At 62.4% G+C, this 13,751-nt stretch carries 12 protein-coding genes; 11 read left to right on the top strand and 1 reads right to left on the bottom strand.

The genetic code is table 11. The annotated features are described in order from the left end of the window. Positions 1 to 40: 40 nt before the first annotated feature. Positions 41 to 1,744 carry a peptide ABC transporter substrate-binding protein gene (locus tag AAIH46_RS05795; protein ID WP_430304681.1) on the bottom strand — a complete coding sequence of 568 codons (1,704 nt, stop codon included), beginning with the start codon at positions 1,742 to 1,744 and terminating at the stop codon, positions 41 to 43. 303 nt (positions 1,745 to 2,047) lie between these two features. Here AAIH46_RS05795 and AAIH46_RS05790 point away from each other — a divergent pair, with 303 nt between their 5' ends. The 11 genes from AAIH46_RS05790 to AAIH46_RS05740 all read left to right on the top strand — a co-directional run bounded on the left by AAIH46_RS05790 (position 2,048) and on the right by AAIH46_RS05740 (position 13,743). Next, positions 2,048 to 3,211 carry a M20 aminoacylase family protein gene (locus tag AAIH46_RS05790; RefSeq protein ID WP_430304680.1) on the top strand — a complete coding sequence of 388 codons (1,164 nt, stop codon included), beginning with the start codon at positions 2,048 to 2,050 and terminating at the stop codon, positions 3,209 to 3,211. A gap of 27 nt (positions 3,212 to 3,238) precedes the next feature. Next, positions 3,239 to 5,086: an ABC transporter ATP-binding protein gene (locus AAIH46_RS05785; RefSeq protein ID WP_430304679.1), complete on the top strand. Its 1,848-nt coding sequence runs from the start codon at positions 3,239 to 3,241 to the stop codon at positions 5,084 to 5,086. Positions 5,087 to 5,194: 108 nt separating this feature from the next. After that, the gene (locus tag AAIH46_RS05780; RefSeq protein ID WP_430304678.1) at positions 5,195 to 5,389 is read left to right on the top strand and encodes a hypothetical protein; all 195 of its coding nucleotides are present in this window, start codon (positions 5,195 to 5,197) and stop codon (positions 5,387 to 5,389) included. Then, positions 5,386 to 5,952 (top strand): Fic/DOC family protein, encoded by a 567-nt coding sequence (locus AAIH46_RS05775; protein WP_430304676.1) that lies wholly within the window; start codon positions 5,386 to 5,388, stop codon positions 5,950 to 5,952. Before AAIH46_RS05780 ends, AAIH46_RS05775 begins: the two co-directional genes overlap by 4 nt. A 140-nt stretch (positions 5,953 to 6,092) precedes the next feature. Then, the gene (locus AAIH46_RS05770; protein WP_430304675.1) at positions 6,093 to 7,046 is read left to right on the top strand and encodes a sugar-binding transcriptional regulator; all 954 of its coding nucleotides are present in this window, start codon (positions 6,093 to 6,095) and stop codon (positions 7,044 to 7,046) included. Between the two features lie 145 nt (positions 7,047 to 7,191). Further along, positions 7,192 to 8,505, top strand: a complete 1,314-nt coding sequence (locus AAIH46_RS05765; RefSeq protein WP_430304673.1) for an ABC transporter substrate-binding protein — start codon at positions 7,192 to 7,194, stop codon at positions 8,503 to 8,505. Positions 8,506 to 8,656: 151 nt separating this feature from the next. Next, the gene (locus AAIH46_RS05760) at positions 8,657 to 9,529 is read left to right on the top strand and encodes a carbohydrate ABC transporter permease (protein ID WP_430304672.1); all 873 of its coding nucleotides are present in this window, start codon (positions 8,657 to 8,659) and stop codon (positions 9,527 to 9,529) included. A gap of 9 nt (positions 9,530 to 9,538) precedes the next feature. Then, positions 9,539 to 10,363 carry a carbohydrate ABC transporter permease gene (locus AAIH46_RS05755; protein ID WP_430304671.1) on the top strand — a complete coding sequence of 275 codons (825 nt, stop codon included), beginning with the start codon at positions 9,539 to 9,541 and terminating at the stop codon, positions 10,361 to 10,363. Positions 10,364 to 10,376: 13 nt separating this feature from the next. Then, complete coding sequence (locus AAIH46_RS05750; RefSeq protein WP_430304670.1) at positions 10,377 to 11,378, top strand: ABC transporter ATP-binding protein; 1,002 nt, start codon at positions 10,377 to 10,379, stop codon at positions 11,376 to 11,378. A 45-nt stretch (positions 11,379 to 11,423) separates the two neighbouring features. Beyond that, the gene (locus AAIH46_RS05745) at positions 11,424 to 12,200 is read left to right on the top strand and encodes an L-iditol 2-dehydrogenase (RefSeq protein WP_430304669.1); all 777 of its coding nucleotides are present in this window, start codon (positions 11,424 to 11,426) and stop codon (positions 12,198 to 12,200) included. Positions 12,201 to 12,261: 61 nt separating this feature from the next. Next, complete coding sequence (locus AAIH46_RS05740) at positions 12,262 to 13,743, top strand: mannitol dehydrogenase family protein (RefSeq protein ID WP_430304668.1); 1,482 nt, start codon at positions 12,262 to 12,264, stop codon at positions 13,741 to 13,743. Positions 13,744 to 13,751 lie beyond the last annotated feature (8 nt).

Below are 13,751 nucleotides of genomic sequence, written 5' to 3'. Positions count from 1 at the left end.
GGCCCCGCCCTTTGAGGGAGCGGAGCCGGCGCATCATCGATTACTTCTTGCGAGACCAGTCAGCGACGTTCCACAGTTCGCTGTCCCAGGCATTCATTCTTACGCCTTCCAGCGTGACCGCATGCGAAGAGATCTGGCCGCGGTGGATGAGCGGGATGTGCGCTCCTTCGGCGGTCAGCATGTCGTTGGCCTTCTTGGCGATCTCGGCACGCTTGCCGAGATCCGCCGTCTTCGACAGTTCGGCGACGACCTTGTCGTAGTCCGGGTTGCAGTAGCGCGGCATGTTCTGGCCCTGCCAGCCGTTGGACGGTGCGGGGATCTTGTCGCACAGCCATTCCGTCAGATACTTTTCCGGGTCCGTGCCATCGAAGTTGTTGGTGTACATTTCGACGTCGGCATAGAACTTCTGGAAGGTGTCCGGGCTTGCCGGGTCGCCGCCGAAGAAGACCGAGGCGGAAACGTTGCGCAGTTCCGCTCCGACGCCAATCTGCGACCACATGTCCTTCACCAGCGCCTGGGTGCCCTGGCGGACGGAGTTGGTCGAGGTCTGGTAGAGGTAGGAGAGCTTGACGCCGTCCTTGGCGCGGATGCCGTCGCCGCCCATCTTCCAGCCAGCTTCGTCGAGCAGCTTGTTGGCGCCTTCGATGTCCTGCTTCAGGCACCAGTCATTGGCGCTCGACACATAGGCATCGGGAGCCGGCACGATGTTGCAGGTCGGTTTGCCGGCTTCGCCGTAACCGGCTTCGTCGATGATGTCGCGATCGATCGCCATGGACAGGGCCTTGCGCACGGCCGGGTCCGAGAGCGACGGATGCTTGCCGCCTTCCTTCGTCGAGCGCTTGTCGCCAAGCGCCGGGTCGGGGTTGGTCCAGTTAAGGTTGATACGCTCGACCTGGGTGCCGAATGCGGTCACCAGTGTGCCCTTGCCGGCCTTCATCATGGTTTCGAGCACTTCCGGCTCGACCTGCATGTTCCAGCCGTAGTCGTATTCGCCGGTTTCCAGAACCGCGCGTGCTGCCGATGCCGCGTCGCCGCCGCCCTTCAGCGTCACCGTGGCGAAGGCAGGCTTCGAGGCATCGCGGAAGTTGGGGTTGGCGGTAAAGGTGATCACGTCGTTTGGCTTGAATTCCTTGACGACGAACGGACCGGTGCCGACCGGGCCAAAATTGGCTGCGGTGCAGCCCGGAGCCTTGGCACCGAGGCAATCCTTGAACTGCGCCTTCTGGATGATCGGCGACTGGGCGCCGACAAAGGCGCTGTAGGGGTAGTATTTGGGCTCGGTGAAGGACACCTTGACGGTCGCCGGATCGATCGCTTCAACCGACTTGATGCCCTGGTACTGGGCTTTCTGGGCGCAGCCGCCATCCGGAGCCGTGCAGTACTGCCAGGTGAAGACGACGTCTTCGGCGGTAAAGGCGGAGCCGTCCGACCACTTGACGCCGGGCTTCAGCTTCCAGGTGACGCTCAGCATGTCCTTGGCGACGCCGCCATTGTCGACGGTCGGGATCTCGCTGACAAGGAACGGCACCAGCTTGCCGGTTTCGTCGTAACGGGCGAGCGGCTCGATGACCATCGACGAGCTGTAGATTTCCTTGGTGCCGCCCGACAGGTACGGATTGAGCGTCGAGACCGCCTGCCAGAACAGGATCTTCAGGTCTCCGTCGGTTCCACGCTCGGCATGGGCCGATCCGGCGAGCGCCAATGCCGCCACGGTCCCTGCGAGCAGGATGTTTGTTCTCTTCATCGTTTTCCCCTTGATGATATTTATCGTTGCGGCCGTTGTGGCCACGGTCGCCAGACCACATCCCCAGCCGACTGTTTCCTCCCAGTCGGTGGTGAATTCTGCGTATCGTCTCCTTCGAGATCCCGGGCTGCACGTCCACGTTTTCGCGGTTCCGGCGCCAAATTGACCAAATTTTAAGCCATCTAAGCACAAGCCTATTTTCCGTTCAAGAACGAAAATTGAGGCTTGCTAAATCGGCCGATCCAGTCCCATTATCCCCGCCAACAAGCAGGGAAACAGCTGAAAAATAACGGGGTTGCCGCAATGCCAGTTCTCAATCGTGCCGCAGAAATGCAGGAAGAAGTTGCCGGGTGGAGGCGTCACCTTCACGAAAATCCGGAGCTTCTCTACGACGTTTTCCTGACGTCTGCGTTCGTGGCCGACAAGCTGAAAGCCTTCGGTTGCGACGTGGTGGAAACCGGCATCGGCCGGACCGGCGTCGTCGGGATCATCAAGGGAACGCTCGGCGACGGACCGGTGATCGGCATGCGCGCCGACATGGATGCCCTGCCGATCGTCGAAGACACCGGCATGCCGTGGGCCTCGAAGACCCCCGGAAAGGCGCATTCCTGCGGCCATGACGGTCACACCGCCATGCTGCTCGGGGCGGCTCAGTATCTGTGCGAGACGCGCCGCTTCGCCGGCTCGGTCGCGGTCATCTTCCAGCCTGCCGAAGAGGGTGGCGCCGGCGGTCTGGCGATGGTCGAGGACGGCATGATGGACAAGTTCGGCATCAAGGAAGTCTACGGCATGCACAATTCGCCGGGTCTGCCGCTCGGCGATTTCTCGCTGCGCAAGGGCGGCCTGATGGCGGCCGCCGACAGCTTCGAGATCGTCGTCAAGGGCAAGGGCAGCCACGCCGCGCAGCCGCATTTTTCCATCGATCCGGTTCTGACATCGGCGCATATCATCATCGCCCTCCAGTCGATCGCCTCGCGCGGCGTCGATCCGCTGAAGTCGGTGGTCGTGTCCGTCACCACAACGCACGGCGGCGACGCCTTCAACGTCATCCCGATGGAGGTGAAGCTGACCGGCACGGTGCGGACGCTCGATCCGGCGGTGCGGGATTTTGCGGCAAAGCGGCTGGTCGAGGTGGCCGAGAGCACGGCGCTCGCGCATGGGGCGATTGCCGAGGTGACCTATCACCGGGGTTATCCGGTCACCGTCAACCATCCCGAGCAGACGGATTTTGCCGCCTCCGTGGCCGCCAATGTGTCGGGCGAGAAGCGCGTCGAGACCAATGCGCCGCCGAAGATGGGTGCCGAGGACTTTTCCTACATGCTGGAGGCGCGTCCGGGTGCCTTCATCTTCCTCGGCGTCGGCGAGACCGCAAACCTTCACCATCCGGCCTACGACTTCAACGACGAGGCGATCCCCTACGGCATCAGCTACTGGGTAACGCTTGCCGAAACCGCGCTAGCCGCCTGATCCGTCAGCGAAACCGAGGAGAAACCGGTGCTTCTTTCCGCGACACTTTCGGAGCAGACGGGGGGCGCGGTGACCCCGGTCCTCTCCGTCGAAAACCTGACGACCTCGTTCCGCGTCAATGACGAGTGGCGGTCGGTCGTCCGCAACATGAGCTTCTCGGTTGCGCCGCGGGAAACCGTCGCCATCGTCGGCGAAAGCGGCTCCGGCAAGAGCGTCACCTCGCTGTCGATCATGCGGTTGCTGCCGAAGAATTCGAGCCGCATCGAGGGCAAGGTCATGCTCGGCGGCAAGGAGTTGTTGTCGCTGCCCGAAGAGCAGATGCGCCAGGTGCGCGGCAACGACATCTCGATGATCTTCCAGGAGCCGATGACGAGCCTCAATCCGATCTTCCCGATCGGCAAGCAGATCGCCGAGGCGCTGACCGTCCACCAGAACATCTCCGGCGCGGCTGCCAAGGCCGAGGTGATCCGGCTGCTCGAGAAGGTCCGCATCCCGAATGCCAAGGGCCGGTACGATGAATATCCGCATCAGTTTTCCGGTGGCATGCGGCAGCGCGTGATGATCGCCATGGCGCTCGCCTCGAAGCCGAGGCTGCTGATCGCCGACGAGCCGACAACGGCGCTGGACGTTACCATCCAGGGGCAGATCCTCGACCTGATCAAGGATCTGCAGCAGGAGGAGGGGATGTCCGTCCTGTTCATCACGCATGACATGGGCGTTGTGGCGGAAATCGCCGACCGCACCATCGTCATGTTTCGCGGCGAGCAGGTGGAGACAGGCCTCACCGACGACATCTTCCACCGTGGCCAGCATCCCTATACGCGAGCGCTGCTGGCAGCCGTACCGCGTCTCGGCTCGATGAAGGATCGCCGCCTGCCGCTCCGCTTTCCGATCATCGACGTGGCATCCGGCGATGCGCAGCCGATGCAGGACGTGACGGATACGGTGGTCAAGAGCAAGACGCCGATCCTCGACGTCAAGGACCTGACCACGCGATTTGCCATCCGTTCCGGCCTGTTCGGCCGCCAGACGGGCGCCGTGCATGCGGTGGAGAAGGTGTCGTTCCAGCTGTTCGAAGGCGAGACCCTGTCGCTGGTCGGCGAAAGCGGCTGCGGCAAGTCGACGACCGGTCGTTCCGTGACACGGCTCGTCGAACCGGACAGCGGCGAGGTGACGCTCGACGGCTACAACGTGATGAACCTCGACCGTACGACGCTGCGCATCATGCGCCGCTCCGTGCAGATGGTATTCCAGGACCCGTTCGCTTCGCTCAACCCGCGCATGTCGGTCGGCTCGGCGGTCATGGAGCCGTTCATCGAGCACAACCTCGGCACGAAGAAGCAGGCGAAGGAGAAGGCCGCCGACCTGCTGGCCAAGGTCGGTCTGTCGCCTGACATGATGCGCCGCTACCCGCACGAGTTTTCTGGCGGCCAGCGTCAGCGTGTGGCCATCGCCCGGGCGCTGATGCTCGATCCGAAGGTGATCATCGCAGACGAGGCCGTCTCGGCTCTTGACGTGTCGATCAAGGCGCAGGTGTGCAATTTGCTGCTCGACCTGCAGCAGAGCCTGAAGCTTGCCTACCTGTTCATCAGCCACGACATGGCGGTGGTCGAGCGCGTCAGCCACCGCGTCGCGGTGATGTATCTCGGCGAAATCGTCGAAATCGGGCCCCGTGCCGCCGTCTTTGAGAACCCGCAGCACCCCTACACGAAGAAGTTGATGGCGGCGGTGCCGGTGCCGGATCCCTCGCGCCGCACCATCAAGCGCAACCTGGCGGCAGACGAGATCAAGAGCCCGGTCCGCGCCGCCGGTTATGTGCCGCCGGTTCGGCAGTATCGCGAGATATCCGAGGGGCATCTGGTGCAGGTGGAGTAGCGTTCTCGGTCGCCGCGCGACGTCGTCGAATTGCCTGGTGCCCAGATTCCTGGTAGATTTTAGTCACTCGAAATCGGGTACCGGCAGTTGGCGGAGGGCAGGTCTTCCATGAGCGACAGGGACACGATCCGGCAGCGCACGCTTGAGGCCGCGCATCTGCAGGCGATAGAGAACAACCCGCTTAGCCCCGAGCAGGTTGAGATGTTCGCGATGTTTGACCGTCAGGGATGGTCGGCAGAAAAGCAGCGAGCGTACATTCTTGAGCGAGCCAAGGTCGCAGGCGCATCTCAAGCGGCGGAATGACCGACGATCCCTACGTTTACCCGGGAACGGCAGTCCTTCGGAACAAGCTGGGCATTACCGACCCCGCGACGCTTGACTACCATGAGCGAGAGATCGTCGTCATGCGAGCGCGCGAAGGCATCCCTACCGGCAATTTCGACCTCAAGCACTTGCGGTCGATCCACCGCCATCTGTTCCAGGACGTTTATGACTGGGCCGGCGAAGTGCGCACCGTCGAGATCTCCAAAGGGGACAGCCAGTTCCAGCTCCGCCAGTACATAGAGACCGGCATGGCCGACGTGCACCGTCGCTTGTCGCGCTCGAACTTTTTGCAAGAGCTTGAGCGCACGACATTTGCCGCGAGGGCCGCGGCAATCATCGGCGATGTCAATTACGTGCACCCATTCCGGGACGGCAATGGCCGCACCCAGCTTCAGTATCTGAAGCAGTTGTCGATCCGTGCCGGCCATCCGATCGACCTTACGAAGATCGATGCAACAGGCTGGATCGAGGCGTCGAAGCAGGCGCAGCTTGCGCGCTATGATCGGATGGAGACAGTGATTGGCCTGGCACTTGGCACCTGACGGCAGTTACGCACGTTCCCCCCACGGCGTTTTCCAAGCTTATACCTGGCGGGGCGCTGGGAGCGCTATGGTGACACCCGTATTTGACAGCGACGCGGAAAGCATGCCAGCAAAAGCCGAGGAGAACTGAAGGGCGGGGCATGGCGAAGAGGTCGGATACCCAGGGTCGATTGGATGATGCCGCGCGTGCCGGCTGGCTCTACTACGTTGCCGGGCGGACGCAGGACGAGATCGCCGCAGCGATGAGCATCTCCCGGCAATCGGCCCAGCGCCTCGTGTCGCTGGCGGTGGCCGAGCGCCTGATCAAGGTGCGCCTTGATCACCCGATCGCCGCCTGCCTGGAACTCGGAGAGGCGCTGAAGGACAGGTTCGGCCTCGTCCATGTGGAGGTCGTGCCGTCCGATCCGGCCGGGAGTTCGTCGACCGTCGGCATCGCCGAGGCGGCGGCGGCGGAAATCGAACGCTGGCTCAGGCGCCCCGATCCGATCGTGCTGGCGATCGGCACCGGCCGTACGCTGAAAGCGGCTGTCGACCAGTTGCCGCCGATGGATTGCCCGCAGCACCGCATCGTCTCGCTGACCGGCAATATCGGGCCGGACGGCTCGGCCGCCTATTACAACGTCATTTTCTCGATGGCAGACGCGATCAAGGCGCGGCATTTCCCGATGCCCCTGCCGGTGCTCTGTTCGTCGGCGGAAGAGCGTGATGCGCTGCACATGCAGTCGATCGTGCAATCGACGCTCAAGCTCGGCGCTACCGCGGATGTCACCTTCGTCGGTGTCGGCGAACTGGGTGTCGAAGCGCCGCTTTGCGTCGACGGGTTCCTGGCACCCGACGAGATGACCAGCCTGATGAAATGCGGTGCCGTCGGCGAGATCTGCGGCTGGATGTTCGACCGCGACGGGCAGCTGCTGGCCGAGCCGATTAACGACCGCGTGGCGAGTGTTCCCATTCCTCCACGCAGCAGTGGATCGGTGATCGGGGTGGCCCTCGGCAAGCGCAAGCAGGCAGCGATTCACGGAGCGTTGACGGGCGGCCTGCTTAACGGAATCATCACCGACGAGGCGACGGCTGAGCATCTGCTCAAGCTGTGAGTAAAATTTTTCTATTTCAAAACAGTGAGTTATGCATCGAGCGCTGCTGTGCAGCGACGAATGTCGCTTGACAATGATCCAGATAAAATGAGTAATTGCCCATGGGCAAAGCGAATGCCCGTAATATTTCTTCTGGGAGGAAGATATGACATTGAAGACAATTCTGCTCGGCGCATGCTCTGCGCTGGCCTTCGTCGGCATCGCGTCCGCCGAAACCCTGACCATTGCCACCGTCAACAATGGCGACATGGTGCGCATGCAGGGACTGACGTCCGAATTCACCAAGGCAAACCCGGACATCCAGGTCGAGTGGGTCACCCTCGAAGAAAACGTCCTGCGCGAGCGCGTGACGACCGACATCGCTGCCGGTGGCGGCCAGTACGACATCGTCACCATCGGCAACTATGAAGTGCCGATCTGGGCCAAGCAGAAGTGGCTGCTGCCGCTCGACGGCCTTGGTGACAAGTACGACATGGACGACCTGCTGCCGGCGATCCGTGGTGGCCTGTCGATGGACGGCAAGCTCTATGCCGCTCCGTTCTACGGCGAATCCGCCATGATCATGTATCGCAAGGACCTGTTCGAAAAGGCCGGCCTGAAGATGCCGGACATGCCGACCTGGGAATTCATCGCCGACGCAGCCCGCAAGATCACCGACCGCAAGGCCGATGTCAGCGGCATGTGCCTGCGTGGCAAGGCCGGCTGGGGCGAGAACATGGCGTTCGTTTCGGCGCTCAACAACTCGTTTGGCGGCCGCTGGTTCGACGAACAGTGGAAGCCGCAGTTCGATCAGCCGGAATGGAAGTCGTCGCTGCAGTTCTACGCCGACCTGATGAAGGATACCGGTCCTGCCGGTGCCTCGTCGAACGGCTTCAACGAAAACCTGACGCTGTTCCAGCAGGGCAAGTGCGGCATGTGGATCGACGCGACGGTTGCCGCATCGTTCGTGTCGAACCCGAAGGACTCGAAGGTCGCCGACAAGGTCGGCTACGCGATGTTCCCGAACAAGGAAGGCGTAGACAATCACGGCAAGTGGCTGTGGTCGTGGAACCTTGCCGTTCCGGCTTCCTCGAAGAAGGCTGAATCGGCTCAGAAGTTCATTGCCTGGGCAACCAGCAAGGAATACACGACGCTCGTTGCTTCCAAGGAAGGCTGGGCCAACGTTCCTCCGGGCACGCGCACCTCGCTCTACAAGAACCCGGAATACACGAAGGCTGCCGCCTTCGCTGCTCCGACACTTGCCGCCATGGATGCCGCCGATATCACCAAGCCGACCGTCAAGCCGGTTCCCTATACGGGCGGCCAGTTCGTCGCGATCCCGGAATTCCAGGCTCTCGGCACCACGGTTGGTCAGCTGTTCTCGGCTGTCATCGCCGGCCAGTCTACGGTCGACGAAGCGCTTGCCGCCGCTCAGGCAACGGCAACCCGCGACATGACCCGCGCCGGCTACATCAAGTAAGGTCCTCCCAAGGACAGTGTCTGCCCGGCCTCAGCGCCGGGCAGACACCACCGCGCCCCCGGTTGCGGGCAAATCCATAACAAGAAGATGCGACCATGCGAGCGCCTCCGCCGGGGCGGAACGCGTGGCCACTCAAGGGAGGGTCGCTCGAATGGCAACGCAAAATACCAAGACGTTGGCGCGGCTGATGATGGCCCCCTCCGTTATTGCGCTTCTCGTCTGGATGGTCGTGCCGCTGTCGATGACGCTGTACTACTCGTTCCAGAACTACAATCTGCTGACGCCGCAGAGCGTCAGCTTCGGTGGGTTCTTCAACTACGTGTATTTCTACACGGACCCGGCCTTCTTCCAGGCGATCTGGAATACGCTGGTGCTGGTTCTCGGCGTGCTGGCGATCACCGTCATCGGCGGCATCGCCATCGCGCTTCTGCTCGACCAGCCGATCTTCGGCCAAGGCATCGTGCGCATCCTGGTGATCTCGCCGTTCTTCGTCATGCCGCCGGTTGCCGCACTGATCTGGAAGAACATGATCATGCATCCGAGTTACGGGGTGCTGGCGGACCTGGCGCGGTTCTTCGGGTTGCAGCCGATCGACTGGTTTGCCCAGTACCCGCTGTTTTCGGTGATCATTATCGTTGCCTGGCAGTGGCTGCCCTTCGCGACACTGATCCTTTTGACTGCGCTGCAGTCGCTTGACGGCGAGCAGAAGGAAGCCGCCGAAATGGACGGCGCCAACTTCGTCAACCGTTTCATCTATCTGACGCTTCCGCATCTTTCCCGCGCCATCACGGTCGTCATCCTCATCCAGACGATCTTCCTGCTCGGCATCTATGCGGAGATCCTGGTCACCACCAATGGCGGCCCGGGCTACGCATCGACCAACCTGACCTTCCTGATCTACCGCACCGCGCGTCTCGGCTATGACGTCGGGGGCGGTGCCGCAGGCGGCATCATCGCAGTCGTGCTCGCCAACTTCGTCGCCTTCTTCCTGATGCGCGCCGTCGGCAAGAACCTCGATCGATAGGAGACGAAGATGGCTCGCACAGTCACCACGCAAAGCAAGATCGCCTGGACCATCCTTGCCTGGATCGTCGCCCTGCTGATCTTCTTTCCGATCCTCTACGCCTTCATCACCAGCCTGAAGACCGAGACCGAGGCCATCGATGGCTTCAGCCTCATTCCGTCGGGCACGTTCGAGAACTACATCACGGTTCAGACGCAGCGCGACTATCTGAAGCCGTTCATGAACTCGGTCATCCTGTCTCTCGGCTCGACCGTGCTTGCCCTGATCTTCGCCATCCCGGCGGCCTGGGCCATGGCGTTCGCTCCGACCCGGCGGACCAAGGACGTGCTGATGTGGATGCTGTCGACCAAGATGATGCCGGCTGTTGCGGTGCTGCTGCCGATCTTCATCCTGTTCCGCAACTTCGGCCTGCTCGACACCCGCATCGGCCTGACGATCATGCTGACGCTGATCAACCTGCCGATCGTGGTGTGGATGCTCTACACATACTTCCGCGAAATTCCGGGCGAGATCCTGGAAGCGGCGCGCATGGACGGTGCCAACCTGTGGAAGGAAATCGTCTACGTGCTGACGCCGATGGCGGTTCCCGGCATCGCCTCAACGCTGCTCCTCAACATCATCCTTGCCTGGAACGAAGCGTTCTGGACGATCCAGCTGTCGACCACCAATGCGGCGCCGCTGACGGCCTTCATCGCCTCGTTCTCGTCACCGCAGGGCCTGTTCTGGGCAAAGCTTTCGGCGGCCTCCACCATGGCAATCGCGCCGATCCTCATCCTCGGCTGGTTCAGCCAGAAGCAACTCGTTCGCGGCCTCACGTTTGGCGCGGTTAAATAAGGACACGGGTATCATGGGCAGCATTACCCTTCGCAACGTCTCCAAGCTGTTTGGGGAAGCGCAAGTCATCCCTTCGATCGATCTTGAGATCAACGACGGCGAATTCGTGGTCTTCGTCGGACCGTCCGGTTGCGGCAAGTCGACCCTGCTGCGGCTGATCGCCGGGCTGGAAGACGTCTCTGGCGGCCAGATCCTGATCGATGGCAAGGATGTCACCCAGAATGCCCCGGCACAGCGGGGGCTGGCCATGGTGTTCCAGTCCTACGCTCTCTATCCGCACATGAGCGTGCGCAAGAACATCGCCTTCCCGCTGAAGATGGCGAAGATGGACCAGTCGGCGATCGACAAGAAGGTCGACGATGCGGCGAAGGTTCTGAACCTCACCGACTATCTGGAGCGTCGTCCCGGCCAGCTGTCGGGCGGCCAGCGCCAGCGCGTCGCGATCGGCCGTGCCATCGTCCGCGAGCCGAAGGCCTTCTTGTTCGACGAACCGCTGTCCAACCTCGACGCGGCGCTGCGCGGCACGATGCGCCTGGAAATCAGCGAGCTTCATCAGCATCTGAAGACGACGATGGTCTACGTGACCCACGACCAGGTCGAAGCGATGACCATGGCCGACAAGATCGTCGTGCTGAACCGAGGCAATATCGAGCAGGTCGGCTCGCCGCTCGATCTCTACAACAGCCCTGCCAACATCTTCGTCGCCGGCTTCATCGGCTCGCCGCGCATGAACCTCATCGACGGTGCCTATGCGCAGTCGAAGGGTGCCAAGACGGCGGGCATTCGCCCGGAGCACATCGGCATCTCGCGCGACAGCGGCCTCTGGACGGGAAAGATCACGGTCGCCGAACATCTCGGCTCCGACACTTTCCTGCACATCAACAGCGAAGTGGGCACGCTCAACGTCCGCACCAATGGCGAGCTTGGTTACCACCACGGCGACGAGGTGTTCCTGACGCCGGACGAGAGCAAGCTGCACCGCTTCGACGACAAGGGCCTGCGCATCCAGGCCTGAGAACATGGGCCTGGCAATCGGGGTCCGAGAATGAGGAATGAGACTGTGACTGGCAGACTTGAAGGTAAATCGGCAATCATCACCGGCTCGGCCCGCGGCATCGGTCGCGCGTTCGCCGAGGCCTATGTGCGCGAAGGCGCAACCGTTGCCATCGCTGACATCAACCTGGAGCGCGCGACGCAGACCGCGACCGAGATCGGCGAGATGGCCTATGCGGTTGAGCTCGACGTGACCCGCCAGGAATCGATCGACGCGGCTGTGCGTGCGGTCGAGGAGAAGACCGGCGGCGTCGACATCCTGATCAACAATGCAGCGCTGTTCGACCTGGCGCCGATCGTCGAGATCACCCGGCAGAGCTACGAGACGCTGTTCTCCATCAATGTCGCCGGGTCGCTGTTCATGCTGCAGGCGGTGGCGAAATCGATGATTGCCCGCGGTAAGGGCGGCAAGATCATCAACATGGCCAGCCAGGCCGGTCGTCGCGGCGAAGCGGTGGTGGGCGTCTACTGCGCCACGAAGGCTGCCATCATCTCGCTCACCCAGTCGGCCGGTCTCGATCTCATCAAGCACGGCATCAACGTCAACGCGATCGCGCCGGGCGTGGTCGATGGCGAGCACTGGGATGGCGTCGACGCAAAATTCGCCAAATACGAGAACCGGCCGCTCGGCGAGAAGAAGCGCCTGGTCGGCGAGGCCGTACCGTTCGGCCGCATGGGCCGCGCAGAGGACCTGACCGGCATGGCCGTCTTCCTCGCCTCGAGCGATGCCGAGTACATCGTCGCGCAGACCTACAATGTCGACGGCGGCAACTGGATGAGCTGATCGCCCGGCATCGGGCGATCGCACCCTCCTTTTCAATTCGGGGACCCTCGAGGACCGCATCATGACTGTCACACTTTCTTCCGCAACTCTCCCAGAGGTCGCCAAGACGGCCGCCGTTCCCTCCTACGATCCCGCGGGGCTGACGGCCGGCATCCTGCATTTCGGCGTCGGCAATTTTCACCGCGCCCACCAGGCGGTCTATCTGGACGACCTGTTCAACGAAGGCCTGGACCTTGACTTCGCGATCCTCGGCGCCGGCGTGCTGCCGTCCGACCAGGCGATGCGCGACAAGCTGGCAGCGCAGAACTTTCTGACGACGGTGGTCGAGCAGGACAACAACAAGACGGCGGCCCGCGTGACCGCGCCGATGGTCGACATCCTGCCGGTCGGCGACAGCCAGGCGATCGTTGCGGCGCTTGCGGATCCGAAGATCCGCATCGTCTCCATGACGATCACCGAAGGCGGCTATTTCGTCGATGCCTCCGGTCACTTCAACCCGAGCCATCCGGCGATCGTCGCCGACAGCCAGAACCCGACGGACCCGAAGACGGTGTTCGGGCTGATCATCGCCGGCCTCCAGGCACGGCGCGAGAAGGGCCTGCAGCCCTTTACAGTGATGTCCTGCGACAACATCCCCGGCAATGGCCATGTGACGGAAAACACCGTCTGCGGCCTCGCACAGCTGTCCGATCCCGCGTTCGCCGAATGGATCCGGGAGAATGTCGCGTTCCCGAACTCGATGGTCGACCGGATCACGCCCGCGACCGGGCAGCGCGAGATCGACATCCTGAAGAATGATTTCGACATCGCCGACAACTGGCCGGTGTTCTGCGAAGAGTTCAAGCAGTGGGTGATGGAAGACAATTTTCCGGCCGGCCGTCCGGCGCTGGAAAAGGTCGGCGTCCAGTTCGTCCAGGACGTGGCGCCCTACGAGCTGATGAAGATCCGTATCCTCAACGGCGGTCATGCGACGATCGCCTATCCGGCAGCGCTCCTCGACATCCACTTCGTGCACGAGGCGATGGAGCATCCGCTCATCCGCGCCTTTCTCGCCAAGCTGGAGCGTGAGGAAATCATTCCGATCGTGCCGCCGGTCCCCGACACGAGCCTTCAAGACTATTACCAGTTGATCGAGCGTCGCTTCCTCAATCCGAAGATCGGCGATACCATTCCGCGCCTGGCGCAGGACGGTTCCAACCGGCAGCCGAAGTTCATCCTGCCGTCGACCGCCGACCGTCTGGCGCGCGGCGAGGACGTCGTCGGCCTGGCGCTCGTCTCGGCGCTCTGGTGCCGTTATTTCGCCGGCACCACCGACAGCGGTCAGCCGATCGTCTTCAACGATGCGAGCACCGACAAGCTGCATGCAGCGGCTCTTGCCGCCAAGGACGATCCGATGGCCTTCCTCGCCTTCGACGAGATCTTCGGACTCGTATCGGGCTCGCAGCATTTCCGTCAACGGTTTGCCCATGCCCTGGCCACGCTGTGGAAGGAGGGCACGGCAAAGACGCTGCAGTTGTATCTCGACGACCGCCTTATCGGCTGAGGCTTGCG

Origin of the sequence: Rhizobium sp. 0TCS1.26 (assembly GCF_050455525.1) — a bacterium.
Lineage (GTDB): Bacteria > Pseudomonadota > Alphaproteobacteria > Rhizobiales > Rhizobiaceae > Neorhizobium.
The sequence above is the reverse complement of the archived record's forward strand: the minus strand, read 5'-3'. Positions and strand labels throughout refer to the sequence as shown.

What these genes read in the sequence shown, in the direction of transcription:
- AAIH46_RS05795 (WP_430304681.1), bottom strand. Translation starts at nt 1,744, where the DNA reads ATGAAGAGAACAAACATCCTGCTCGCAGGGACCGTGGCGGCATTGGCG.
- AAIH46_RS05790 (WP_430304680.1), top strand. Translation starts at nt 2,048, where the DNA reads ATGCCAGTTCTCAATCGTGCCGCAGAAATGCAGGAAGAAGTTGCCGGG.
- AAIH46_RS05780 (WP_430304678.1), top strand. Translation starts at nt 5,195, where the DNA reads ATGAGCGACAGGGACACGATCCGGCAGCGCACGCTTGAGGCCGCGCAT.
- AAIH46_RS05775 (WP_430304676.1), top strand. Translation starts at nt 5,386, where the DNA reads ATGACCGACGATCCCTACGTTTACCCGGGAACGGCAGTCCTTCGGAAC.
- AAIH46_RS05770 (WP_430304675.1), top strand. Translation starts at nt 6,093, where the DNA reads ATGGCGAAGAGGTCGGATACCCAGGGTCGATTGGATGATGCCGCGCGT.
- AAIH46_RS05765 (WP_430304673.1), top strand. Translation starts at nt 7,192, where the DNA reads ATGACATTGAAGACAATTCTGCTCGGCGCATGCTCTGCGCTGGCCTTC.
- AAIH46_RS05760 (WP_430304672.1), top strand. Translation starts at nt 8,657, where the DNA reads ATGGCAACGCAAAATACCAAGACGTTGGCGCGGCTGATGATGGCCCCC.
- AAIH46_RS05755 (WP_430304671.1), top strand. Translation starts at nt 9,539, where the DNA reads ATGGCTCGCACAGTCACCACGCAAAGCAAGATCGCCTGGACCATCCTT.
- AAIH46_RS05750 (WP_430304670.1), top strand. Translation starts at nt 10,377, where the DNA reads ATGGGCAGCATTACCCTTCGCAACGTCTCCAAGCTGTTTGGGGAAGCG.
- AAIH46_RS05740 (WP_430304668.1), top strand. Translation starts at nt 12,262, where the DNA reads ATGACTGTCACACTTTCTTCCGCAACTCTCCCAGAGGTCGCCAAGACG.